The organism is Peribacillus sp. NPDC058075, assembly GCF_042885195.1.
Lineage (GTDB): Bacteria > Bacillota > Bacilli > Bacillales > DSM-1321 > Peribacillus.
On the sequence record NZ_JBHVSL010000001.1, the window covers coordinates 3,025,528 to 3,050,825 of the forward strand.

General features: G+C 36.7%; 20 protein-coding genes and 2 pseudogenes. 6 read left to right on the plus strand and 16 right to left on the minus strand.

Annotation, left to right across the window (positions count from 1 at the left end):
- Positions 1-167 precede the first annotated feature (167 nt).
- Complete coding sequence (locus ACFVS1_RS15015) at positions 168-2,270, minus strand: YhgE/Pip domain-containing protein (RefSeq protein WP_387548476.1); 2,103 nt, start codon at positions 2,268-2,270, stop codon at positions 168-170.
- Positions 2,271-2,553: 283 nt separating this feature from the next.
- Here ACFVS1_RS15015 and ACFVS1_RS15020 point away from each other — a divergent pair, with 283 nt between their 5' ends.
- Positions 2,554-3,246, plus strand: a complete 693-nt coding sequence (locus ACFVS1_RS15020) for a DUF421 domain-containing protein (protein ID WP_387548479.1) — start codon at positions 2,554-2,556, stop codon at positions 3,244-3,246.
- Positions 3,247-3,415: 169 nt separating this feature from the next.
- Here ACFVS1_RS15020 and ACFVS1_RS15025 read toward each other — a convergent pair whose 3' ends face one another.
- The 3 genes from ACFVS1_RS15025 to ACFVS1_RS15035 all read right to left on the minus strand — a co-directional run bounded on the left by ACFVS1_RS15025 (position 3,416) and on the right by ACFVS1_RS15035 (position 6,405).
- Positions 3,416-3,940 (minus strand): type 1 glutamine amidotransferase domain-containing protein, encoded by a 525-nt coding sequence (locus tag ACFVS1_RS15025; RefSeq protein ID WP_387548482.1) that lies wholly within the window; start codon positions 3,938-3,940, stop codon positions 3,416-3,418.
- 111 nt (positions 3,941-4,051) lie between these two features.
- Complete coding sequence (gene truA, locus ACFVS1_RS15030) at positions 4,052-4,789, minus strand: tRNA pseudouridine(38-40) synthase TruA (protein ID WP_352921868.1); 738 nt, start codon at positions 4,787-4,789, stop codon at positions 4,052-4,054.
- A gap of 680 nt (positions 4,790-5,469) precedes the next feature.
- Positions 5,470-6,405: an HNH endonuclease gene (locus tag ACFVS1_RS15035; RefSeq protein WP_387548485.1), complete on the minus strand. Its 936-nt coding sequence runs from the start codon at positions 6,403-6,405 to the stop codon at positions 5,470-5,472.
- A gap of 373 nt (positions 6,406-6,778) precedes the next feature.
- On the opposite strand from ACFVS1_RS15035, the pseudogene ACFVS1_RS26900 reads away from it, so the two are divergent.
- Both ACFVS1_RS26900 and ACFVS1_RS26905 read left to right on the plus strand, forming a co-directional pair.
- Positions 6,779-7,371, plus strand: a pseudogene (locus ACFVS1_RS26900) (site-2 protease family protein); the annotation flags it as partial.
- A gap of 70 nt (positions 7,372-7,441) precedes the next feature.
- Positions 7,442-7,915 (plus strand): hypothetical protein, encoded by a 474-nt coding sequence (locus ACFVS1_RS26905; protein ID WP_483878252.1) that lies wholly within the window; start codon positions 7,442-7,444, stop codon positions 7,913-7,915.
- A gap of 1,286 nt (positions 7,916-9,201) precedes the next feature.
- Here the strand turns inward: ACFVS1_RS26905 and ACFVS1_RS15045 are convergent.
- Both ACFVS1_RS15045 and ACFVS1_RS15050 read right to left on the minus strand, forming a co-directional pair.
- Positions 9,202-10,035 (minus strand): STAS domain-containing protein, encoded by an 834-nt coding sequence (locus ACFVS1_RS15045; protein WP_352921875.1) that lies wholly within the window; start codon positions 10,033-10,035, stop codon positions 9,202-9,204.
- 291 nt (positions 10,036-10,326) lie between these two features.
- Positions 10,327-10,686: a YxiJ family protein gene (locus ACFVS1_RS15050; RefSeq protein ID WP_387548491.1), complete on the minus strand. Its 360-nt coding sequence runs from the start codon at positions 10,684-10,686 to the stop codon at positions 10,327-10,329.
- A gap of 387 nt (positions 10,687-11,073) precedes the next feature.
- Here ACFVS1_RS15050 and ACFVS1_RS15055 point away from each other — a divergent pair, with 387 nt between their 5' ends.
- Positions 11,074-11,202, plus strand: a complete 129-nt coding sequence (locus ACFVS1_RS15055; protein WP_387548494.1) for a hypothetical protein — start codon at positions 11,074-11,076, stop codon at positions 11,200-11,202.
- Positions 11,203-11,380: 178 nt separating this feature from the next.
- Here the strand turns inward: ACFVS1_RS15055 and ACFVS1_RS15060 are convergent, their stop codons facing one another.
- The 3 genes from ACFVS1_RS15060 to ACFVS1_RS15070 all read right to left on the minus strand — a co-directional run bounded on the left by ACFVS1_RS15060 (position 11,381) and on the right by ACFVS1_RS15070 (position 13,754).
- Positions 11,381-11,506 carry a hypothetical protein gene (locus ACFVS1_RS15060; protein WP_387549434.1) on the minus strand — a complete coding sequence of 42 codons (126 nt, stop codon included), beginning with the start codon at positions 11,504-11,506 and terminating at the stop codon, positions 11,381-11,383.
- A 358-nt stretch (positions 11,507-11,864) separates the two neighbouring features.
- Complete coding sequence (locus ACFVS1_RS15065; protein WP_387548496.1) at positions 11,865-13,142, minus strand: MFS transporter; 1,278 nt, start codon at positions 13,140-13,142, stop codon at positions 11,865-11,867.
- A 3-nt stretch (positions 13,143-13,145) separates the two neighbouring features.
- A complete protein-coding gene (locus ACFVS1_RS15070) occupies positions 13,146-13,754 on the minus strand; it encodes a PadR family transcriptional regulator (RefSeq protein WP_387548498.1) in 609 nt (202 codons plus the stop codon).
- A 509-nt stretch (positions 13,755-14,263) separates the two neighbouring features.
- Here ACFVS1_RS15070 and ACFVS1_RS15075 point away from each other — a divergent pair.
- Both ACFVS1_RS15075 and ACFVS1_RS15080 read left to right on the plus strand, forming a co-directional pair.
- Positions 14,264-15,766 carry an FTR1 family iron permease gene (locus ACFVS1_RS15075; RefSeq protein WP_387548500.1) on the plus strand — a complete coding sequence of 501 codons (1,503 nt, stop codon included), beginning with the start codon at positions 14,264-14,266 and terminating at the stop codon, positions 15,764-15,766.
- Positions 15,753-16,172 carry a hypothetical protein gene (locus ACFVS1_RS15080; RefSeq protein WP_387548502.1) on the plus strand — a complete coding sequence of 140 codons (420 nt, stop codon included), beginning with the start codon at positions 15,753-15,755 and terminating at the stop codon, positions 16,170-16,172. The genes ACFVS1_RS15075 and ACFVS1_RS15080 overlap by 14 nt, the downstream gene beginning before the upstream one ends.
- A gap of 205 nt (positions 16,173-16,377) precedes the next feature.
- On the opposite strand, the gene ACFVS1_RS15085 is transcribed toward ACFVS1_RS15080, so the two are convergent.
- The 7 genes and pseudogenes from ACFVS1_RS15085 to ACFVS1_RS15115 all read right to left on the minus strand — a co-directional run bounded on the left by ACFVS1_RS15085 (position 16,378) and on the right by ACFVS1_RS15115 (position 25,234).
- Positions 16,378-16,533 (minus strand): hypothetical protein, encoded by a 156-nt coding sequence (locus tag ACFVS1_RS15085; protein WP_387548504.1) that lies wholly within the window; start codon positions 16,531-16,533, stop codon positions 16,378-16,380.
- A gap of 235 nt (positions 16,534-16,768) precedes the next feature.
- Positions 16,769-17,317: an SMI1/KNR4 family protein gene (locus ACFVS1_RS15090; protein WP_387548506.1), complete on the minus strand. Its 549-nt coding sequence runs from the start codon at positions 17,315-17,317 to the stop codon at positions 16,769-16,771.
- A 451-nt stretch (positions 17,318-17,768) separates the two neighbouring features.
- The gene (locus ACFVS1_RS15095) at positions 17,769-20,144 is read right to left on the minus strand and encodes a M14 family zinc carboxypeptidase (RefSeq protein ID WP_387548508.1); all 2,376 of its coding nucleotides are present in this window, start codon (positions 20,142-20,144) and stop codon (positions 17,769-17,771) included.
- Positions 20,145-20,825: 681 nt separating this feature from the next.
- Positions 20,826-21,107: pseudogene (locus tag ACFVS1_RS15100) on the minus strand (recombinase family protein); the annotation flags it as partial.
- 367 nt (positions 21,108-21,474) lie between these two features.
- Complete coding sequence (locus ACFVS1_RS15105) at positions 21,475-22,455, minus strand: carbohydrate kinase family protein (protein ID WP_352921899.1); 981 nt, start codon at positions 22,453-22,455, stop codon at positions 21,475-21,477.
- Positions 22,456-22,507: 52 nt separating this feature from the next.
- On the minus strand, positions 22,508-23,971 hold the full coding sequence (locus ACFVS1_RS15110) for a glycoside hydrolase family 32 protein (protein WP_387549380.1): 1,464 nt from the start codon (positions 23,969-23,971) through the stop codon (positions 22,508-22,510).
- Positions 23,972-23,992: 21 nt separating this feature from the next.
- A complete protein-coding gene (locus tag ACFVS1_RS15115; RefSeq protein ID WP_352921901.1) occupies positions 23,993-25,234 on the minus strand; it encodes an MFS transporter in 1,242 nt (413 codons plus the stop codon).
- Positions 25,235-25,298 lie beyond the last annotated feature (64 nt).

Genomic DNA, 25,298 nt, shown 5'->3' on the forward strand with positions numbered 1-25,298 from the left:
TTGTCAACTATAAAAATGCAAAAATTCTAATTTATCGGTATCTTTCTATTTAATTGTCAATGTATTGATAAATATTCCAGCCTTACACAAAAATACATATGGACAAATCGCAAATAAAAAAACCTGAGCCCTTTGTAAGGGTTCAGGCTAATTTTATTATCCATCTTTTAAAAAATCCTGCTTCCATACAATTTATCCTTCATCTTTTGTGTCCTTGCATGCAGAGGCTTTTTCAAAATGATACCTAAGATGAGTGTGAATATTAAAAAGAGTATCAAGATAAAAATGTCCTTGCCCGCTACGCTCCAAGTTATTCCTCCAACAGATTCACGAAGTAAACCCACAGCATAGGTGAACGGCAAGAACGGGTTAATATGCTGAAAAAAGGGCGGTGTGACCTGAATCGGGAAGGTGCCTCCTGAACTTGATATTTGAAGGACCATCAAGACGACACTTATCCCTTTTCCAACATTTCCAAGAACGGAAACGAAGGTGTAGACAATGAGTGTAAATACTGTACTTATCAGAACGGAAAACAGGATGTACTCAAATTTATCCGCTACATAAACACCGATAAGGACGATATTCCCAATGGAAACACTAAGAGCCTGCATTACCCCAATGATGAAAAATATAAGATACCGCCCGATATAAATTTGATACTGGCTGTAGACTTTTTGAGAAACACCCACGCTAAGCATGGAAATCAAAATTGTGCCGCCTACCCAAAGGGATAGCGCCGTAAAAAAAGGAGACATGGCGGATCCATAGTTCGGAATCGGAAAGAGACTGTGTTTATTGAGCAGCACTGGTTCTGAAAAAAATTCACTTTCTTCTTCAATATCATTCCTTAGGAAATCGATCACTTCTTCCATATTATAAGACTTATCGAATTCCCGCATTTTAGAAGCTAGAGCCTTTATTTTCGTTTCGATTTCCGGAAACTTATTCTGTAACTTATCGATATCCCCTGTACGTGTTTCCAATGTTCGATTGGTCCCATTCAACAGCGTTCTCACCTCAGGAAGGACCTTGGCGCCCTCCTCCATCGTAAGCTGGACATTATTCAATATTGCTTCCGTTTCATTCCAGATTTCAGTGAATTTTGGCCCTGTTTCCTTTGAATAGCTCTCCTGGAATCTTGCCAAGACTTTATCATTGTTCCCAGCAAGTTCGATAAGGTTGCCAAAGGCTCGGTTATTCAGCGCTTGAAGCTGGTTCGAAGCATTATCCCTTAGTTCATCAACCAGCCGTATTTCTGGCTGAAGCAAATTTTGCTCATTAAATTGATTGACCCTCACCAATAAATTATACATACTGTCCAAAAGATACAGCTCTTTGCTTATCCTCGTTTTCCCTTGTTCCACTAGCTGATCATACTCATTGCCAGGCAAACCCTGACCCGTTAACCGGTTCGCCAGCACTATAACGGAGTCATTATCGCTCCTGATGTTCACAATATCATTTTTCAAAAGGGGATTGATTTCTGCGAATGCCTGCCTTGTTGAATCTACATAACTAGAAACGTCCGATACCAATTTGTCCTTCTGCGATGTTATTCCTTCTATTGAATCCAGGCCATCATGAACCTTCTTAATGATATCTTCAGCCTGTTTGACATGTGTTTGAACGGTTTTGATATTTTGCTCAAGCTCAGGCAGTTCACCCTCTAATAAATACACCATATTCTTCATTTTTTGAATCGTCGGCAACTCGTTTTGCAAGGTGATTCCAAGTTCATTAAAGATTGTAAGGATACTGCCACTGGCTGATTTGATAAAGGTTTTGCTCACATTGTCCACAATGCTGTTGGCACCCGCTGCCGTTATTTTAGGAGCAATGGAATTGATCTTTTCATTAACATAGTAATCAATTTCCGCCTTCTTAGGTTCATCGGTCATGATCGTCGCAATATGTTCGGAAAAGTTCTCCGGAATGATGATGGATGCATAATAATCACCCTTTTCCACCTTTTCTATCACTTCTTTTTCCGATGTGAATCTCCAGCCCAGATGCTTATTTTCCTTTAGCCCTTCCATTACTTCCTTGCCTATGTTCACGGCTTCGCCATTTAACTCCGCCCCTTTATCATTATTGGCAACACCGACAAGGATTCCTTCCGTATTTCCATATGGGTCCCAAGATGCGACAATATTAAACCACGCATAAATGGAAGGGATGAACATGAGAAAAACAACTACGATACAAACAAAGAAATTTTTATAAATGCTTTTTAAATCGTCAATGAATATTTCCTGAATATTTCTCAAAACATACCCCCGTGCAAAGTATTTTGATACTATTATTCGAAGAAATTTCTTTAACGATACAAGTAAACATATCCATCGTTTTTTTTAGACTAAATAAAAGAAACCAAGTAACGAACTGCTTGCTTCCTGAGATTTCACGAATCTTGATTTCTTGGTTATTAAGGTGGCCCCCAATTCAAGGACGTTTCCTTGTCTTTTTCCTTTTTTAGTTACATAAACGGCAAGGTGTAAGAACATACTATCACAAACGAACTGTCGGGAGTTTTGCAAGGGAGAAATAGTCATGTCAGAATCTGTTGAAATCATCTTTCGAACATTGACCTCTTTTATTTTATTATGGGTATTTGTCCATCTCCTCGGTAAACAGACGATTGCCCAGAGGACCTATCACCTTTATATCGCTTCTATTACGATGGGGACAATTGCAGGGAATCTAGCATTCAATATAAAAATTAAATTCCTGTATTTTATCATTGCAATTATTATTATGGGTACCGTCGTTTATATGCTGAACCTTCTATCGATTCGACATCCGCGCTTCGGGAAATGGATCGCTGGAGAACCTGCTACCTTCATTCAAAAAGGACAAATTCTCGAAGAGTCAATGGAACGAATGGGGTATTCACTGGATTCTCTTAAACAGGCCTTGCGAGGAAAAGATATCTTCAACATTGAAGAAGTGGAATGTGCCATGTTAGAGACAAATGGCTCCCTCTCTGTATTAAAAAAAGAACAATACCAAAATGCCGCCAAGCAGGATTTACCTTTACTTTCCTCAGCAGCAACTGTACCGATAGAACTGGTCTACGACGGAAAGATTCTATATGAAAACTTATCCAAACATACCTACGATTACGAATCGTTAATCGCTGAACTCAAAAAAAGAAACCTTGCTGTTTTTGATATCTCGTACGCTGTTGTAGGAACAAAAGGAAATTTGTATATTGATTCGATTAAGGATCAATCAAGGGAATAATCTTTTGGTTTTACAATAATCCGACCCATATCATGATTTGACCGGCCATACCCTCTCCATTTGATTTAATAAAATTAAACTGGATTAAATGAGTGAAGATACTCTTTTTCATTTTAATAGTTCATAAATAAAAAGTGGTTTTTCCAGAAGGAAAAACCACTTTTTCTGCCTAACTCTTTTCAATCACGTTTATCAATTCCCTTAAATAATCCGGTAGATCAGGCGGACGCCTGCTTGATACAAGGTTTCCATCTACTACGACGGGCTTATCTATCCAAGTTGCCCCCGCATTTTCCATATCATCCTTAATGCCCGGTGTACTCGTTACATTCTTCCCCTGTAAAATTTTAGCGGAGATCAATACCCAACCAGCGTGACAAATTTGCCCGATCGGTTTTTTACTTTTTTCCATGCTTTGGATAAGTGATATCACTTCAGGAAACCGGCGAATTTTATCTGGTGCCCAACCCCCCGGTACAAGAATGGCATCATATTCTTCTGCTTTAATACTGCCATAGTCATAATCAGATATGGCTGGTACACCATATTTTCCAATGTATGTTTCATTCGCATTTTCTCCTGCAAGGTGAACAATCGCTCCTTCTTCTTTTAATCGTAAAATCGGATACCAGAGCTCTAAATCTTCAAAATCATGGTGCACAAGACTGATTATTTTCTTTCCTGCTAATCTCATGAAAAACCTCTCCTTCTTTCGTTCTATTGCCCTTTACCATTCTTCCCTATTACTTCCCTTTTTCTACTGCCTGTACACTTTACATGCATTAACCGATCATCAATATTTGACCTAAAAATCAACCTTTACCAAGTACAACCCAGCTGCCTCCGCCATACGGCCCGTCTGGATTCTTTCTTTTGACTCTAAAATACTTGGTATATTTTCAGCATCTATTTCATTTAACCCTACTTCTATCAACGTCCCGACAATCTTCCTAACCATATTATAAAGAAATCCATCGCCTCGCACCGTAATTTGGATGAAGCCGGCATTTTCTTCTATATCAATGGAATATATCTCACGCACCATGGATTTTTTCTTGGACTTTGCATTTGAAAAAGCAGTGAAGTCATGTTCACCTATAAAAAATTGACATGCTTTTTTCATTCTTGTGATATCCAGCTTTTTCTCTACATGCATACTGTACTTTCGCATGAAAGGATTTGTATATTGCTCGTTCCAGATCTTATACAAATAGGTTTTATCCTTAGCATTATAACGGGCATGAAAACGTTCAGGAACTAGCCTAACCTCGACAACGCTGATATCTCGGGGTAAATATCTATTCAAATAATTCATGATTTCAGCTTCAGTCAGATTTTCACCAAGCTTAAAATTGGCGACTTGAGCAAGGGCATGTACACCGGCATCCGTTCTGCTGCAACCGATGATTTCAATTTTTTCCCCTGCCATTTCCGTTAATACATTTTCTATTTTCCCTTGAATCGTATCATCACTATTACCTAGTCGCTGCCAGCCTTTATAGCGCCCGCCATCATATTGAATGGTCAATTTATAATTGTACATTGCGTCCTCCTTATTTTATTCCTGTTAAGTCATCTAAACAGAAAATTCTTGATAAAATACAAGCCCCCATACAACTCCTGCTGTATGAGGGAATAGATGGTCCTTTCTTAGAAAAACACTTAAATTGTTAAGTTGTTAATGGGTTTTGTAACGGCCCCACAAGTCTACAGTAAAACGATTTCCATTTTTTAAGGGTTCGTTTAGGATACCCCCCACAGCCTCATGGTACAGATTTATGTAAAGAGCCTGCAGCTCATCCATGCAATTCGATAGTAAATACCAGCAATCAAACTAAAAAAGCACTTCTGCATAGTGTACCAAAGTGGCCAACTTCATGCAACGAACGAACCGGCGTCACATATCCAGTTCCGTGCAATGCAGAATCACACAGAAATAATAAATGGAAATCAAAAAAAACTATAAACGAACAAAAGCTCTATAAAAGACAGAAAAAAATTCTTTCCTAAATAAGTTCAGGATAAAGAAACTCTAATAAATAGCATCGTTGATTTTTGAACGCACCCGTTAATCCACAAGGTTTACTAGAAGCTATATTTGGTATTCAAAGTAGTATTAATTTTGACATATCAAATAACTCCTTTATAAGTTGAAAGTCGGTTTTAAAAAAGGAATTTGGGATACATTAAAACCCTTTTTTTTCGTTGCATTCATACTGAAGATTATCGAAAATCACTTCCTCCACCCCATAATTCCCGACCGCCAGTATGTGCAGTATTAGCGTGAATATCTTGATTTACTAGTTGTAATACTCCTGGTTCTTCATTATGGTGCCACGTAAAGCCATCAGGAGTATCGCCGTGGGATAGTCCAGCAACTTCTTGGGAAGATAGTCCTAAAACGTCTGCTAATTCAGGTTCAGCTTGAATATGATCGTATAGTTCCTGATTTGCATAACTGAATTGTACATAGTCAGTTTGCAGGTATAAACTTTCATCGATATTAACTTCATATTCATCATTAAATGAAGGAAACACACCGGTTATATCTTGTCCATTCGGCAACTCAACTGTTCTTTCAGTGAATGGAACACCGGTTTCAGGGTGTTCAGAACCAACTAAATGGTCATTTGTAGTCTCAATTCTTACAGATTCTTCAACATCTAAGTTGTTAAGGTTAGTATGAGTTGTATCTGCCGCTTCAGCTGTATCGGCTCCATCCACCCCGTCAATGAAATCAACCACACCAACCGCAAGTGCTCCGATTGCGACGGTTTTTACTAGAGACGTTGCTCCTTTTTTAACTCTATCGTTATCCCCATCTATCATTCCGACAATTACATCTCCACCATTTTGTATTGTGTTCTTTGCTGTCACAACTACTCCCTTTGCAGTCCTCGTTACAGCAGTACCCATTTCTCCAATTCCCTTGTCACGCTTTGTAGAATCATCATTAATAATGCCTGATACAGTATCAACCGCTCCGGCTGCAACTTGCCCAACTGTATCACCCGCGAATTCAGAAGCATTCCTAACACCTTTTCCTATGTCCTCTATTATCTCAACCCCTGTTAATTCTCCGACAAATTGAATCGGCTTACCTACTACGAACCCAGCGGCTTTTCCCGCAAATTTTCCTACACCCCTTATTAAACTCATAGTGCCCACTCCTCCTATTTTCCTATCATCCAGTATATTGAATTTATCGGAGATTTCCCCATAACTGTTTAGAATAATGAGGAGTGAAATGTTACGTTAGATCTGGCAGTTAAGCATGCGTACATTTTTTTAGTATCTTTCTAATTCAAGCTTGTTGAAGGATTTCCAAATAATAGCGGAGTAGACCAAACCTATCTAAATTATAAAAAAATAACATACTTGAAAGTTAATATTCTAAAAAATTTTCCTTAAAAAGGAAAGAAAAAATACGATATAATAAGGATATTAATAAGTTGATAAATCAAGAAGGAACTCAGATAGACATTGTGTCACTGGGGTCATCTGTTTTGCCATTTACTCTAGGAGGTACATTTTGAAAGAATCTAAATTGAATAAAGGATGGTTAAGTTTGGGGGCAATCGGATTATTTTTCCTAGGAAAAATGAAATGGTTGTTTGCGCTATTGAAAATAGCAAAAGTAGGTTCTCTGATTTCTATTTTCGTTTCTTTAGGAGCGTATGCCTTGGTTTACGGTTGGAAATTTGCCGTAGCCCTAGTCTATCTAATTTACATCCATGAAATGGGACATTTATTAGCTGCTAAGAGAAAAGGCATCAAAACATCCAATGCCATTTTCATCCCTTTTGTCGGAGCATTAATTGCCCTTAAAGAAGAACCCAAGAATGCAAACCAAGAAGCTTATCTTGCTTTCGGAGGTCCTTTACTAGGTACATTAGCATTTCTACCAGCCATCCCCCTATTTATGATGACGGAAAATCCATTTTGGCTTTTAGTTATTACACTTGGAGCCATGATTAACCTATTTAATCTAATGCCTGTGCATCCTCTTGATGGAGGACGTATAGTGGGAGTCATCTCCACAAAGCTTTGGGTATTAGGGATTATCGGGATGGTTGTATATTTGTTTCTTCATCCAAATCCATTTTTAATTCTTTTCTTATTATTGGGTATTTCTAAGTGGTGGAAAGAATTCCGTAGCGAGACAACCAGAAATCAAAGAGACAACATCATTGAATTGAATCAATTTGGTTTAAGGCAACTAGAACAATTTGCAGGTGCAACAGATGAAGAGAAAATTCGCCTGGTTAATATTTGGAATATGGAATTTAGCCAACTACATGAAAAGTTTAACAACATGAAGAGTTGGCATATCCCGCTATTTGATGATAATAAGCTAAAAGAAAAACAGCTGACCGAGGCAAAATTAAATATTTATAGATCCTTAATGGATGCTGCTAATTCGAATGAATACCAGTACGGACAGACCGATTTTGACAATATAGGTGCGTATGAACGAATAAAGACAACATTCTTTATGGAAGTGCAAGAACAAACTGAAATTAGGGATAAAGAGAAATCCTATTATTCATCGAGTCTCAAAACAAAAATCATCTGGTTCACATTATACATTGGGCTAGCCATCTTCTTAATGATAACAAGCTTGTATGCAGGTGATTTAATGGAACAATATAAAACTTTATTACCGTAATACATTATGAAAAAGGGACCTCAATTTATGAAGGTCCCTTTTGTTTGTCCCATTTATCATAGTTTAGGATACTAATCAAAATAATTCTGCCATTCCCTACAACGTGTGTACATTGTTCATTGATGGAAGTTCTATCCCCATTTTCGTTTATGTAATAATATTATTGTTCACAGTACCGTAGCCCATATCTTTTGTCCAAGTAAAATACACGCCATATTGATGGATTTCGGTACCTTCCAATGCCTTTAAATATTCTAATTTCACTCGAATAGTTTTTTGGAACATCATAAAAAGCTATCTTCGATATGGAAATACATTATGTATCATCGAAAATGAGAAAGACAATTAGACGCGAATCACCAGCTTTGGACTGAGATCTTTTAATTTGTATGATCGTTAATCCATTTTCTGCTCTTGCCGCTCGTATTTGGCTACTCTTTGCAATTTATCTAAATCCACCTTGCGATCCCATACTTTTTTTGCATTTTCATTGATTAAATTCAGTGGATTTCTTACTAAATCGATATTCCGGATATTCTTAATTTAAACTGTACCTTTCTTCGACTTAATCGTACCATTTTCACCTTGTACTATCATTCTTTTACAAATCTGCCCTGTGTTTTAATATGAAAGAATCGCACTATATAGATAATTAACGAAGTGAATTAGTGGTCTTTTTTTTAACTCCTTTAATTGTTGTATAAATAGGATATAACAATAACAAACTTCCAAGTAGCCATATCCCATATTCTTTTCTAGGAAGATATTTATCCAATAAATCATTCAAAAATAGATTTCCTGTTATGATGAAGATTAGCCCTGTTGTGAAAAATGTTAAAGACATTTTGAAAAAACTTTTTCTTTTTAAATTTCTTGTCCTTAAAACCATTGATTAAACCTAAACCCACAGAAAAAATAAGTAAATCAGTGACATTCATACGCCTTAACCTTTTTTTTATTTTCAGCATAAGCGAAAAAAATCCTATTTCATATATGAAATTATTTCCACATTATTGAACGATCCTGCCCCTTTAGCTTAACAAGATTTCCTCCCAATTTATTAAAACTTTAAAAAAATCACAGCCTCTAGAGGTTGGTAATTTTGCTTACACCGTTTTACCATATATTTGAATTAACAATTGAACTTCCGGGTCGCAAAAATAAAAGAACCGCCGCAGCGATCCTTTGATGTTATATATGCTGTTTGAGTAATACGAGTCACCTATGATAATGGTTCGCACTGCTCGACTACTTTTTAACTAACTTACCCATTATAGAAGAACCAATTACCTAATATCTTGTAAAGCTTGTTGAAGTGTGGCATAAGTTTTAATATTCGAAAAATTGATGTCTGAGTTGATAATTCTTGATACTAAATCCGTTCTAATCCCTGTAAATACCGCATTGATTCCTAGCAACCTAAGAACATCATATATTGTAAAGATTCGAGCCGCAATTTCGGTATCGATAGAGGCGATGGCTGAGAAGTCAATAATAACGCATTCAATTTTCAACTCAGTGACTCTGGGTATGACTCTATTCATAATAAATTCACTTTTTTCTACATCAATATCTCCAATTATCGGGAGAACCGCCATGCCATTTTGTATAGGGATTATGGGTGAAGATAGTTCTGTGATCTTTTGGTTCTGCTTTTCTTCGGTTTTCTTTGTTTTTCTTTCTCGCTTAAGGATCGTTTCAGTAATACTTATATCGAGAAAATAACTTAATCTACTGGTAACATTGATAACTTCCTCAGTAGTTAGTCCATGGTCCATGCATAATTGAGATAAAATTTTTATTAATAGCTGTCTAGTATCCGCATAGGGTTTTATAAGACTCGATAATTCCTCTATATATTGAGCATCTTCCGGAGTTTCCTGTTTGATGAGCCATTCAATGTATCTAGGTTCAACCTCTTCATTCGAAAATTCAAGCGTACTCCCTAAAAATTTAAGAAATTCAGCATTAGTATCAATTGATTTATCTATTATTTCTTGTGGGAATGCTATTTCTATCTTACTCACACTATAATTAACAATTTCCCTGCTTATTGATTCAGCATTCTTACTTAAATATTGTGCAAATTCTTCAATTGTATTTACCTTTTCAAATCCCATAGAGCAATACTCCTAAGTGTCTATATTTTCTTTAAGTATATTGGTTGCAAGCACACTTGTCTATCAACGATAAACATCAGAAAAAAATAACTCCGGTTAACGAATTGGAATGCAAATATAAGCATGGCGGTTGTATTAAAAGTGTGCAGTTCTTCTTAGTTAAACTAACGCTCCCTTACGATCATATTCATCCTGAAAAATAAGGCAAGATTTCTACAATAAATACTTCTAGCGAAGGCTGCTTCAGCAGCCTCCAATACTTTAACTAATGCACCCGTTATTGATTAAGGATTAATTAAAAGATAAATAATCTAATAATAATTTTTGAGCTTTTTCATTATTTATATACTCTTCATAAAATGTTGGATAATCCGCCATTTTTTCTTCTAAAAAGCGATATTGATGAAATATATCAAAGAAAGATAAATGAAGCCATTCTAATTGATCCTGGGGAATTCTTTTTGAATTTCCTCTCAAGACATAGCTCAGGCTTCCTGCAATATTCGTCCAATATGTGTTTAAATCACCTGTCAGACAATCCTCCTCGGAAAGTTCCTTATTGAAATCTTCTTGTATTTTATCAGTATCTCTGTATGTAAAAGGGTTATATAGACTTGCCTCTAAATTTTTCAATTCTTCATATTTTTTCAATTTATCTATGTTTAACACCACCAAGTAAAAATGATTTTATTATATTTTATTTTACCATTCTTTCTTCAACTATCCTGCCCCTTTAGTTTAAGTTCATTCTTTCACAATCTCAATAGTGTAGAGCCTTTACCCTTCATTGATAGAAGATTCAGTTACAAATCCGCAGGGATCCAAATGAGTTCGAGGAAAGACTTAAAGGTACGCCCTACCACTTTCATAAAAAATCACTTTTTTACCTATAATAACGTGTGAAGGTCAGGATTCTATGAACGTCCCAGAACGCGGTTTGACCGTGAACTTTAAAAATCTAAATCTTTACATTTTCAAAGGAAAAAACACATAAAAAAATGTTATGTTATGGAATATCCCAGAAGGAGGAATGGTTAAATGAAATATCATTATAATTTTATAATTGATGGAAAGCTCATCGAAGTTGAGGAAAGAAATTATGAACGTGCTAAACAGCGTGCCAAAGAAATTCTGGAAGAAATGAATCAGATAAAAAACAAAAAGTAAAAGCCTAATCGAGACTGAAAATCTTGGTTAGGCTTTTTTTTCTTCCAAAATGGATCTTAATCTTTTAATGGATTGGCAATGGCGGCTTACATAATCATACTTTAATCCAGACGGTTTCCTTTAGATCTATTTTTTTGTATACATAAACACGCCCTTGTCCTTAATTGGATTGGGGTGTTTATGTATGCCAACTATTAGCTCGAGCAATGTGGAATTGTTGGGCAATATCTACGCCAACAACAAGATGCCGAACAGAAATTCTTACTATTAGTTGATTTTGTTTATCTTGCAATTTAAACTTCATATTAGGGTTCCTCCTACGGTTTTGAGTTAGATTGGTGACTTACTCATATCTTACTGAGGAGCCCTATTTTTTTCAAAGCCGATAATGAACGCTCTACAGGAATGCTATCCTGCCCCGATAGTTGCATAAAGAAATAGGCTGCCTTAGCAACCTGCCTTATTGAAGTAAACCACCCGTTAGTTCATTAAGAAAAGCGATTCTTATTAAAGAATCGCGCCCAATTGTGGAATACACTCTGTTAGATTTCAAGAATATACTTATTTCTCTTGCTTTATTTTTTACGACCAATAAATTTCGGTTGCTAAAAACCTCCTCCTAACTTCAACGTTAATGATAGTTTGTATTATCATGTAACTTTTTAAGCTTGGAATTGTTTTTTCTGAATATCTTTTTGAACGTTTATTCTTCTCACGATAAAGATGAGGACAAATGCACCCAATAAGCAGGTTGCTCCTCCTGCTCCTATCAAGACGAAAGAAACTCCAAGCCATTTGGCAAGAAGGGAGCCCACAGCAGGTGCAATAAGCATAGAGCAGGTTTGTAATGATGTGGCTGCAGCAGATACTCTGCCCATCATTTGCTTGGGTGTCTCCGATTGTAAGGTAAATCCATAAGGGACCGACTCACCGGAGCCCATGAAACCAAGGAAAAATGCGCCAATCACCCAGGCTAATGCAGAAAGATTTACAATCTCCATACTACCAAGCCCCATTACAATGATTAATGAACCGCTAAAAAGTAATGCACTTGACATAAAGTGAATAGGTTTTCTTTTCCAGTGTGTCCAGTTGCCCATTAAAAGAGAGCCTACCACGCTTCCTAGACCTACAGCACTAATCAGTAACCCAAAATTCCCTTCCGTGAAGCCAAGGTTTTGAGCAATAAATACGAATAGTCCATCGTACAGGAAAATGATAAAAAACGCTACAGAGGATAGGATAATTGAGATTTTTAATAATGGGGTATATGAAATGTGCTTAATACCATCTAATAGTTCTTTCCAATAGTTACCGTTATCCCTATTTTTCTTTTCAGATTTAATGTCAGCATTCATTTCTTTTTCATCCATGTTGGGAAGAGTAAGTAAAATTAATATAGCAATGAAAAAACCTGCAGCTTCAAATAAAAATGGACTTTTTGCTCCAAATAAAGCTATGACACCTCCACCAAGTGCAGGACCAATAATTTTCATCGTATTAACAGAAAGCTGGCTAAGTGTTACCGCCTCAGGAAGGTGGTTATCACGGACCGTAAACCTAATCATACTTTGTCTTGCTGGGTCGTAAATTGCTGAGACTGTTCCCTTCAAAAACACAAACAATAAAAGGATATAAAGGTTAGGAGCAAAAAACAGTCCTCCTACAAACATGATCCTTAAAAATAAACAAATGATCATCATTTTCTTTTTGGGAAGTCGATCCACGAATACACTTGCAAAGGGACCTATGATGACCCAAGGTAGCCCAATTACAATGATCACTGAGGCAATGGCTGTTTCATCTAGCCCCCAATGATAAGCAACAATAACCTGTAAAGCAATAAAATCGAGCCAATTACCCAGATCAGAAAATAGCTGCGCGCCAAATAATGAACGAAATGGACGGAATTTTAAAGGCTCAAATATTCCAACTCTCATGAGTTATTTCTCCTTTTCTCCTTGGGTTGCCTCTCTTCGTCTTGCTAGCAGTTTTTCTGTATTCCCATTTGAATCCTGCCCTTTTGGAAGTTGATTATTTTCCAATGCATTTATCGATTCTTCAATCCATTTCAACTCAGCCTCCAGTCGCAATTCGGCATAGCGGATGGTTAGCATACCCACTTTACTGATGTAAGAGATTCCGTTTGTTGGCCAGTCTTTTACAAATTCAAGTAAATCTTCGGTTGTCTCTTTTCTTTTTAGTAGATGACTTATTAATACAGAGCTTTCCATATCTTCGTGCCAAGTGGACATCTTCATTAATAATTCGTCTCTAATAATTGGATAGGCAGGAGGGATTCGAAGCCAGTTTTCAAATTCCTCCCACCCTTTTGGGGTAAGTTCATAAAGTTTCTTTTTACGCCCCTCTTCCTCTTGTTCAATAGGATAAACTAATCCTTCTTCTTCAAGCTTCTTTAATTTCGGATAAATACTCCCATAACTCATTCCCCAGTATAAGCCGGCAGCTTTATGCTCAAACTCTGCTTTAATATTGTATCCAGTACTGGGCCAAAAGCTTAAAATAGCTAGAATAGAACTTTCAATTGACAATGTAACATTCCCCTTCCACACATAATGATATATCAAATTGATATATCATTATGATATGTGTAGGAACAGGAAATAACAACCATAAATTAATAAATATTCCATAATTTAGAAAGTTATTTTTCAGTGATTCAATTTTTTAGAGTTATTGTTTATAATCCGGCCCTATTGTTGATTTAAAATTCAAACAGCACAGTTCGAGCTGCTCGGTCACGGACATGGTCACGATCAATGGGGTCTAAGATGTAGGAGAGTATGGGTTCATGGATTTGGATGGACATGGATTTACAAGTGAAAATAAGACAGCTAAATGCTTTTTTTAAATTCTTGGCTCTGTTAAAGGAAGTTGAAAAACTTGTACCCATATACTCCTTCATATGAAAAGACTTATTGACAACTATTAATAAAGAATGTATAGTTTCTATAGATATAATTGATAATGATTTTCATTACTGATTATAAAAATTATTTTTACATAACAAGGGATACTTTTCATTCCATAGGGGGCCTTTATGAAAAGCAAGTTAGTTACGACTTTTTTAATTTTACTCACAGCTTTTGTCATTTTACCAATACACAGTTTTGCAGCTAATGCATCCGATGATATGAAAAAAGCAAATGAGATAATTATAGAAACTATCCAATCTGTGAATAAGGGCGACACAAAGGCAGCTTTTAAGCAATACAAAACCTTTACATCTACTTGGATTTCAATTGAAGATGGAGTGAAAAACCATTCTCAGCTCGCCTATCATGATATTGAAGATAACATGGGTCAAGCTCAGTTTGCTTTTGCTCAGCAGCCTGTGGATAATGAGAAATTAAAAAATGCACTTAGTAGATTAAAAGAGACCAACCAAAAGTTTATAGAGGGTAAGTATTCATCTTCATCTAAAAGTGATAAAAATACAGGTACCACTGGAAATATAGCAGAACTTGTGACACTGCTCAATCAGTCTCTTTCCAAGATTAATGATAATGATATTGAAGGCGCAAGAAGGGACATAGAGAAGTTCCGAAAATCATGGTTGAATGTCGAGGGAATTGTCCTTACTCAGTCCTCAAAGTTATATGGTAAAGCAGAAAGGGATATGGTTGCTAGCTACGCCCTGCTATCCTCCAATCCCCCAGATGTGCTAGGTGCAAAAAAAACGATTGAAGGTATGCGTGATTACCTCTCTCCACTGGTAGCTAAGACAAGTTATACGATGCTGGATGCAACGACCATTCTTCTTCGCGAAGGATTGGAAGGATTGCTTGTAGTGGTTGCTTTGCTTGGATTTTTGAGAAAAGCAGGCCATGAAGCGAAAAGTAAATGGATCTGGTACGGAGTAGGATCCGGACTTGGAGTAAGCCTTGTACTTGGCGTAATTGTAAACCTATTATTTTCTGCTGGTACATTCGGAAGTAACAATTTCTTGATATCCGGTTGGACAGGGATATTTGCAGCAGTGATGCTTCTATATATGAGTTATTGGCTTCACAGTAAATCAAGTCTTGCTGAATGGCAACGATATATTCGGACACAAAGTACAAAAGCACTTGATACCGGTAGCTTGTTCTCCCTAGCCATTCTTTCGTTCCTTGCTGTTTTCCGTGAAGGAACAGAGACTGTCCTATTCTTTATCGGGATGGCTGCTTCCATTAAGTTAGCATCGCTTTTACTAGGGATTGCCATTGGGCTGCTCATCCTTGTAATTGTTTCATACCTCATACTCAAAGTAGGTTTAAAAATTCCAATGCGTCCATTCTTCCTCGTATCAAGCATTTTGATGTTCTACCTATGCATTAAGTTTGCTGGCATGGGGATTCATGGGTTGCAGCTTGCCGGGTTATTACCCGCGACTCAAGCACCCATCCCTAGCATTGACTTTTTCGGTGTATATTCAACCTGGGAAAGTTTTATCCCTCAGGTGATCTTACTTGTAATCGCTGTTATTACAGCATTTTTAAATAAAAGAAAAGCTAGTAAAATAAAAGTAAATACTGGAGGTAACAAAATTGAAATCTCGTAAATTACTAGTCCCTATCCTCGTAGTAGCTGCTTTAAGCTTAACTGCTTGCGGAACCAATAATGAAAAGACAGCAGAGGAAACCAAGAAAACAGAACAGTCCTCTCCAAAATCAGTTTCCATTAGTGATGGCGCGAAGGATATGAAACAAACGATTGCTGACCTAAATGCACAACTAAAAGCCAAGGATGCTACAAAAGTAAAAGAAAGTGGATCGAAGCTTGAGGAATCTTGGCAAACGTTTGAAGACGACGTGAAAGCTAAAAACCCTGAACTATATGGTAAGGTCGAAACTCCCCTTTCCACAATTGAAGCTGGTGCAACGTCTTCACCACTTGATACACCAACACTTACTAAGGCTGCAAAAGAGTTAGATGGTGTTTTATCTGACGTTCAAAATATAAAATAACAGGTAATTCATTTTATATTAGTTAAACTTCAGTAGACCCTACACCTAAACAATAGTGCTTCAGTAAACTCCCATTTACAATGTATGAATATTTACTTTAAAATTAGGGTATGTTATCCTTATATTAACATAAACTAAAAACACCCCCATGCTGGTAACATGAGGGTGACAACTAGCAAGAGTGAGCGATCACTTTTCTAACAATTTAATCTTGGTCAGAAGAAGAACCACTACTATCTTGTGAGGATGGGTGGTTCTTTTTCCGTTTCTTGGCGAACGCAGACAGGATAAGACTGGTTGCTACAGCAACAAATATCTCTTTACCCATATCTGTAATTAAGTTCAATAAGAAATGTATCATGCGGTCACCTCCTTCCCCATCTATAATTAGATGGGGAAGCAAAACTCTTCTCAATCGAATGTAAAGGCATCTAAAGAAAAGACTTCTAAAGAAGAAACTGAACTAAACGATCCCGCAGACGTTATTTATCAAACAAACAAAAACAACAACAAACAAACAGTGATACTTGAATTCGAGTCGAAATAATATTAAAAAGAGCGACTGCATTTAATAAGCAATCGCTCTTTTTGTTTATTTACCTGGTCTCATAGTAGTTTTCAGCTGTGTAAATGGGCCAGTCCCAAAACACTACGCCTTGTGAAATAATATAGCGGTCTAAGAAAATTTCGAAATTAAGATTTGGAGATGCAAGTTCTGTAAACTCCAAAATATTAAGGTAATTTGGATCCCCAACCTTTAGTTTTTCTGTATCTATTATGAGATAACAATCACCCAATAAATGCCCAATCGGAATCCCTAATCCCTCCATTAACTCAAGCTCTTGAGCTTCCTTTACTTCATCTAAACTAAATAAATGAAGTCCGCCACCTATGTTAATATCGTCTTCTGCGATCAATTCATATATTCCTGCCCCATTATGGAGTGTTAAGAAGGCCTTATAGTCTTCAGGAAGCTTAATGTTATTTTCGCGTTCAAACATTTCAATTTCAGTTGTTTGTATTGGAGTATTAAAAGAACAAGAAACGATACCAACTTCACCTTCGTGTGATATTGTCTTCATTCGATTGTTGTTATTCAACAATTTTTTAAGTCCAGATAGGGTGTTATGCACGAAATGACTCACTCTACTTATCCCTCCAAATTTAATTAATATGATCTCCACCAAGGAGATGCTGTTTTTCGATGGAGATCTTCTGTCAACGGAAAGACATTGGACATCGAATTCGTACCGCCATATTCTAATGGTAACTCATGATGTGCTTCAAAAAAGAAACGCTCAAAGAAACTTTAGATACTAAACACTAATTCCTATGTCCAATTATGTGTAAAACTGAAATTTTACGCAAAGATAAATTGCTACCATCTCCCAAATTATCTAGGTGTACTCATCCGTACAACCTCCTAGGGCCGATAAGTTGTTTCAAACAAAAAAGGAGACCGACATTCCCCATTGCAAGTTAACTATTTTGTTCGCTAATCAACTGATGATTTAAAAGTAATGAGTTAAGAGCAAGCGTTTAGCATTCAGAAAGCCAAAGCCGGATTCAGCAATGAATCCGGCTTTGGCTTTTCTACTATTTTTCGAAAATTGCATTTGATAGAAGACGGAACAAGTAATCCGGGTGGTCGCGGAAACCTGCTTCTAACCCAATAAGAATTACATCTTTATTCTGTTCTTTTACGATTACAGCTTGGCCTTTGGCGGTTATGTTATTTTTCCAGTGACCAGCTACGAAGAAATTATCTGAATCTGCAAGGGTCGCGACGACTTCATCATTATCCGTACCAGTGAACCATGTTGGACGATAGACAAAGCCGATATCATCCTCTCCATATCCCGCTGTTAAACCATTTCCCTCATAATCGACTTTTACGATACCATTACTGTTGGAACCTCCTACATTAATGATGTCGTCTGTAAGACCGAGTGTTTTAGTTGCTCTAGATGCACCAGCACCTACAGCTATATATTTGCCTCCTTCATTTAAGAAGCTTGTCACATTGTCTTTAAACTCATTAAGTTGCCCGGCGTTTTGTAACCCAAATTCTTTATTAGCTTCAGATAGGTTGGTAGAGATGAGACTTTCCGTTCCACTATAGACAAAAATATCAAAACCGTTAAGGGTATTTTTAGCCACTTCGACTGGCGTAACTTCTGTCACATCAAAACCTAGTCTTTTCAAAGCGAGCTTTGTTCCTGCGTGTGATTTCTGTTTACCCATACCTCCATCCTTTAATATAGCCACTTTTAAAGACGTAATACCCACTGCATCTGCTGGTACCTCAGCAGTTCCTATCTGTAACCCAGATTCTTTCACCGCTGCTGATACCTGATTAGCTACTGCTTTTGCAAAGAAGTTGCCTTGTGCATCACGCACTATAGGTATTCCTTGCTTAAGCAATGCATTTACTAAATTTACCGATTGGACAGAGCTGTTCGGAATCAGAAACGGTCCTTTTCCTGAAACCGTTCCTTGACCTGTAATCTGGTTTACTTTCTTTGTATTGACTTTAATAGGATTTTGTGTAGCTACTGCCTCGAATCCCCAAAGCTCCGGTAAACTCCATGCAGAAATGTCGTACATTGCTGGGGTATCGTTCGTGATGTCTTCCCCATCCCAGAGCATCGTGTTTGCTAATCCTGCCTTCGCCTGATCCATCTCAACGAGATACGTTCCTTTTGGATAAGACACTCCATCCGCTTCAAATGCATTCACGGCTTGAACAACTTCAATATCATTATTGATCAAATGATTTACAGCCTTATTCGTAACAGTCGGATCCTTAGAGTCTAGTGGAAGTACGTAGGCTTTTGGAAATAACCCTTCCTGATGAAAAGGATGGTCAAAGTTAATTCCTCTTTTAAAAACTTCAATTTGATCAGTAATCATGGATTGCTTGTTAGCTGTTGCAAATTTCAGTGCCCCCATAATCGAATTATACATCCATCGTACGCCATCCCAATCATTTGTTGGAGCTTCTAATGTATGACCGTAAGCACCATGATACATCGCATACATTGGTGTGAAAATTGGTGGGTAATCATCCCAGCCAGCGGAGTCATCGCGCAGCGGAATATATGTACCTTTCATGTTTTGATACAAGGATCCTGAATAGTTCTCATGATCCTTCATTATTTCCGCTTCCATCGCTTCTGCCTGTTTATAGGCCCATTTTCCGTATAAGTCATACTCGTAATTAGGATTATGCGGTGGCGTACAAGGCTCAATTAACCCCTGCAGATTTGGCTGATAATTCTTCACATAACCATGAGTATCAAGGAACACCATCGGGTTCCATTCTTTAATGAGCTCAACCATCTCTTTTGTTTCTGGCTGTGATTGGGTGATAAAGTCACGATTTATGTCAATTCCTTCGCCATTAAAACGGGTGGCATCAATACGTCCATCAGGGTTTTGTACGACATTGAAAATAAGAATATTATTCTCTAAAACGTCTTTGGTCGTTGCATCATTTTGGGTAGCAAAACGTTCAATTAATTGAAGAATTGCATCGCTTCCGACAAATTCAGTCCCATGAATAGAACCATTAATCATGATTGGAACTTTAAAGTCAGGATTATTGGCAACCCATTCTTGAGCTTTGCCTGGATTCTTAAACATTTGCTTTCTAAGTGCCTTCACTTTTCCGAACTTCCCTTGCGTTGTTGGGTCAGCAATCGTGACAACGTAGAGCGGGTTTCCATCAGCTGATGTTCCACGGACTTCAACTTTCACACGGTTTGAAAGTTTTTCAATCTCTTTTAATTTGGAACCAATTTGTGAGAATTTCACAAAGTCATAGTTTTCGCTATTAAACTTGCTTCCGTCCTGTTCCTCATATGTATTCACATTTGTCCATTGAGGTTTCTCAGCATGTCCAGAACTCAACGGAATTACTGTTAGTAAACTTACAGCCATCAGGCCGGATAATGCTTTTTTCTTTTTCATCCCAAAACCTCCAGTATGTGTATATAGTGATTTTTTGTATAAATCCCACCAAGTCTTTCAATGTTTATTTTATTGGAATTCGCTCCTTTTGTAGCACTAGGTTTCGGAAGATCAACGTTATTTAGCGTTACTTGCTGGGGGAGCTTATCAAATTTTATAAAGAATATTTTAACGATGTGGTTTGTTCAACGTTATAAAATAGGATTTGTTCAGCCCTTTATTAGGAAGTCATTTCATGTTGTATTCAATTAAAATAGGTATTAATTAATTAACGCAAAACATAAACCCGCATTCCCAGTGGCTACTGTAGCTGATTAAATTCCTTTCTAGACTAATAAATTTCTTCTTTTCTGCACCGTACTAATATTTTAAATTTCCATACATGTTTAAGAGAATCGCCAAGAAAAAGTAACCCCACAAACTTAGATAACTGTTTTATAATATTATACACCGAATTAAGAATTTTCAGTTAATAATAACTGGATTTTTATCCTATTTTCATTACTTCAGAAGCATAAAAGTATTTACAAATAATTTCTATACGCTAAATTGGTAAAAATCTCGTTTAACTGTTTTGTAGTTTGTCCACAACGGTCAGTTACATGGAAAAATTCAATTGACCTGTACCCAATGAATGGCTTCTTTTCTGGTTTCACGACTGGTTCCAGGTATATCATATATATCTAGCAAAGGCATATCCATTACAACTATATCTGCTTGAATATTTTTCGTGATGTCATTCGATTCCTGAAGGATCTCTTCTTTGTTTCGGCCAAAGCGATCGAGTGAATGAATATATAGGACATCCCCTTTCCGAATCATGCGTTTTAATAGTTGATATTGTTCTCGGTCAAAGTTTTTCCCACTTTGTTTATCTAGAAAGATATCTCGTTCATCTAATCCTTTTTCTTTCATGGCCTGAAGTTGACGTCCTTCATTTTGATCTTTGCTACTCACTCTTATGTATCCAAATTTACGGACATCCTTTTTTTACTCCTTCTTCTACTTTTTTCTCTCTTATTTTATCAAAAACGTTCGTAAAAGTGTATGCAAAATCACGAACGTTCATAAAGTGTTTTCAGACTTTAACGAACGTTAAAACAAGGTAATTCTGCATAAAAAAGAACCGTTCGTAAAAGTGTACTTTTACGAACGGGATTTAAAATGATTATTTTGAGTAGAAAGAAGAGATTTTGCAGGAATTGAATGATAGTTCGAAAAACATGTCGAGTAATTAAAATCAATTTGAATATCAATAATGACAAAGGTCTGGCGTTTTTGAAACGCCCAATGTACGAAACTGGAAAATTCTAATCCTCCTCTACCTATATCACGCCCGTTGAGTAGAAATAAAGTTTAATACATGTCGTTTTCCAGGTGCTGCCTGAATAGCTCCTTTTACGGAAGCAGTGAGTGCTCCACTTGCATTTGCAAAAGTAAGTAAACGTTGATGATTTTCACTCACTCTTTCACATAGATTTTCATTAGATACTTCAAGTGACACTAGTTCGGATAAGAAACCTCCCATAAATGCATCACCTGCCCCTGTTGTATCCGAAACAATTACTTTAAATCCTTTGTCTTCATATTCCTCTCCATTTTCCAAATAAATTTTTGCGCCATCGCTTCCTTTTGTATATACGACTACTTTCACGTTACCGACAAAAAGGGATTTAATCGCTTCTTTTTCCTTACTAATATTTGTTATAAAATATAATTCTTCATCGGATACTTTTACAATATCAGCTAGAGGCAAGAAGTTTAGTATGGTACGCCGACAGCTTTCTTCATCAGGCCATAAAGGAAGCCGGACATTAGGGTCAAAACTTACAATTCCACCTATTTTATTAAACCTGTCTATCACTTTTATATGAGTTTGTTTCATTGGACTTTCAACTAAATCCACTGAGCAAAAGTGAAGAAGATCTCCTTGATTAAACCACTCTGACTTCACCTCTTCTGGTGAAAGTAATAAATCAGCTGTATTCTTTCGATAAAAATTAAAACTTCTTTCTCCGAAATTATCTACAGATACAAATGCTAATCCAGTTTCTCCTTCATCGCTTCGAATAATATAGGAAGTGTCTACATTATTTCCTCGAAGCACGTCCATTAAATAATCACCAAAATTATCATTAGCTATCTTGGTTAGTATGGCTGAATTTCCACCATATTTTGCAATTGCAATCGCAACGTTCATAGGAGCTCCACCGGCAACACGTTCAAAACCAGTAACCTCTTTTAATGATTTTTCTTTTTGAATAGGAATAAAATCAATCAATGTCTCACCAAGACAAAAAACCTTTTTCAATGTATTCACCCCTAAACAAGGAACAAGTGCTAGACACTTGTTCCTTGTTATTTTATTTCCAAATGTCTTTTAGGTTCCAATAAGTTATTTCCTTGACTTGTACATCACCCTTCTCAGTAAATAACTCAATACCTAGTCTATCTTCATTCGGATAGATCCGACTTGTCATGGTCGTTTGTCCATCATTCGCAAAGATTTCAATGGAAGATCGATCAATAAAAACACGTAGGGAAAGCTCTTGATTTGTCTCAAGTATTGTGTTTCTAACACCATCTTCCACTTTTCCTGACTTGGAGCAATCAAGTGTTAGCTGTTGTTTATCTAAGTGATACGTTAATACTGTTTCTTCTTGGTTAACTCCACGAATCTTTAGACCTACAGATTGAGCACTACAATTAGTTAAGTCAAACACAGCTTTCACTTCAAGTAAATCCTCTTTCGTTTCTACCAAATAGCTTTCAGAAATGGACTGATTTGAACACTCATTGTGTTCAGAATCACGTAATAAGATTAATTCCTCAACAGGATTCATTAAAATCTTGTTATGATCCCCTAGCGTTAATTCGCGTGGTAATGTTAAGGCACCACACCATCCATCTGCTTTTGTTGGCATGTTTGACTCCCACATATCCATCCAACCAATCGCAATTCGACGGCCTTTATCATCTAATAGTGTTTGAACTGCATAAAAGTCATGTCCATTATCCAGTTCAGTAAATGATCCATGAACAAACTCGTTTGTTTCGTAATTATAATCCCCAACCAAATAACCTGTTTGGAATAGATTATTATATAAATCTCCATTTGATTTAATACCTTGAGGAGAGATCATTAGAATATATTTTTCATCTAATTCAAAGAAGTCCGGACACTCCCACATATATCCAAGCGAGCCATCACTTTGTGCAAGAACACCAATGTATTCCCACTTCAATAGATCAGAAGAACGGTATAAAATAACTCTTCCGACATTCTCCTTCGTCGAATTTCCTAAAACCATGTACCAGGCATCATTGTGTTTCCACACCTTTGGGTCACGGAAGTGATGTGCACTATCTACTGGTGGTTTAGCAATAACCGGATTTTCTCCAACTTTCTCAAATGTAATGCCATCGGTACTGACCGCAATATTTTGATTTTGATAGAAGAGATCTTTTTCCTTATCTGTATAGTGATGTCCTGTATAGATTAGGGTTAGTTCACCATTATTATCAACGGCACTTCCTGAGAAACATCCATCTGTATCACAAGCATCCCCAGGAGCTAAAGCAACAGGCAAATGCTCCCAATGAATGAGATCTTTACTTTTAACATGGCCCCAATGCATAGGCCCCCAATTTGCATCATATGGATGGCATTGATAAAATGCATGATATTCCCCTTTATACTGCGTGAAACCATTCGGGTCATTAACCCAGTTAGCTGGAGCCATGATATGGTAACCTAATCGATAACGATTATTTATTTTTTTCTTTGCATTCTTCAGTGCCTCTTCAGCCTGTTTAATTCTATTAATTGTTAACATCCTAACATCCTCCTATATTATCTTTCGTAACCTTTCCACATTGCTATTTAAGCCTTTTCTTTTTTTAGAACCTTTTAAAGTAAAGATTGAAATAATGGTAAAACAAAAAACCATGATTCCCATGATGAGATAGGTATGACGAAATCCTACACTGTCATATAATCCACCTGCAAGTGGTGAAAGAATAGATGCACCTACCTGAGAGGCAAATTGAAAACCAACTAGATAAAGCACAGAAGATAAACGGGTATCGAAATTCGCTGCTAAATATTTAAAAATAGCAATTAGCATAATAGGCAATTCTAGAGCATGAATTAATTTCATCGAAGAAATCCCGATTGGCCCAACAACAATTCCAGAACCGATGATTCGGAAGGCCATTAAAAATCCTGCTAGAATTAAACTATTCTTTACACCAAACTTATTTACGATAAACGGAGCAAGAAACATCATTCCAGCCTCTAAAAATACTTGGAACGAGTTTAGATATCCAAATACTTGATTGCCTAAAGATTCAGTCGGAAATAAAGATGCGTAATAAATAGGAAATTGCTGATCATAAACACTGTAGACGCATGTCACCCCTATAATGTACATCATGAAAAACCAGAAATCTTTTAATAAAAAAAGTTGTCCAACGTCTTTTAATTTAATAGAATCGGCTCTATTCATATCTTGATCCGTCATTTCTATTTTCACAGACATAATAATGACCACTAATATGATTGCTGAAACAGATGCAACCCAGAAATTGATATTTGGATTAATATTAAACAGCTGTCCTGCAAAAAATGTAGCTGCGGCCCACCCTAGAGAGCCCCACATTCTCGATTTTCCATACTCGAAATCATATTTACGGCTAATCTTCTCAATATATGATTCGATCGCTCCAATACCAGCTAGAAAAGCAACTGCTAAATAGATTCCTCCAACAATCGCGCCCCAAAAGACATTGTATTTTAATAATGGTCCATAGATGAAAATATAAAATGGTCCTACAAATACGAGTAGCAAACTAATGAAAGATAATATTTTTTTCTTTAAACCTATTTTGTCAGATATATAACCATATAGTGGCTGCATACATAAGGCGAAGATAGCGTTTACAGAAAAGATAATACCTGTAGCTGATCCACTTAAATTTATTTCTTGTCCTAACCAAATGGAAAATAGAGAGTAACTAGAAGACCAAGTAAAAAAGAAAAAGAAAAAATACGCACTTAACATCCAATACAGATTTTTTGAAACTTTCAATTTAATTACTCCTTTTACTAGACATGTGAAAAGAAATGAATAACTAGTTAACGATTTGAAAAAG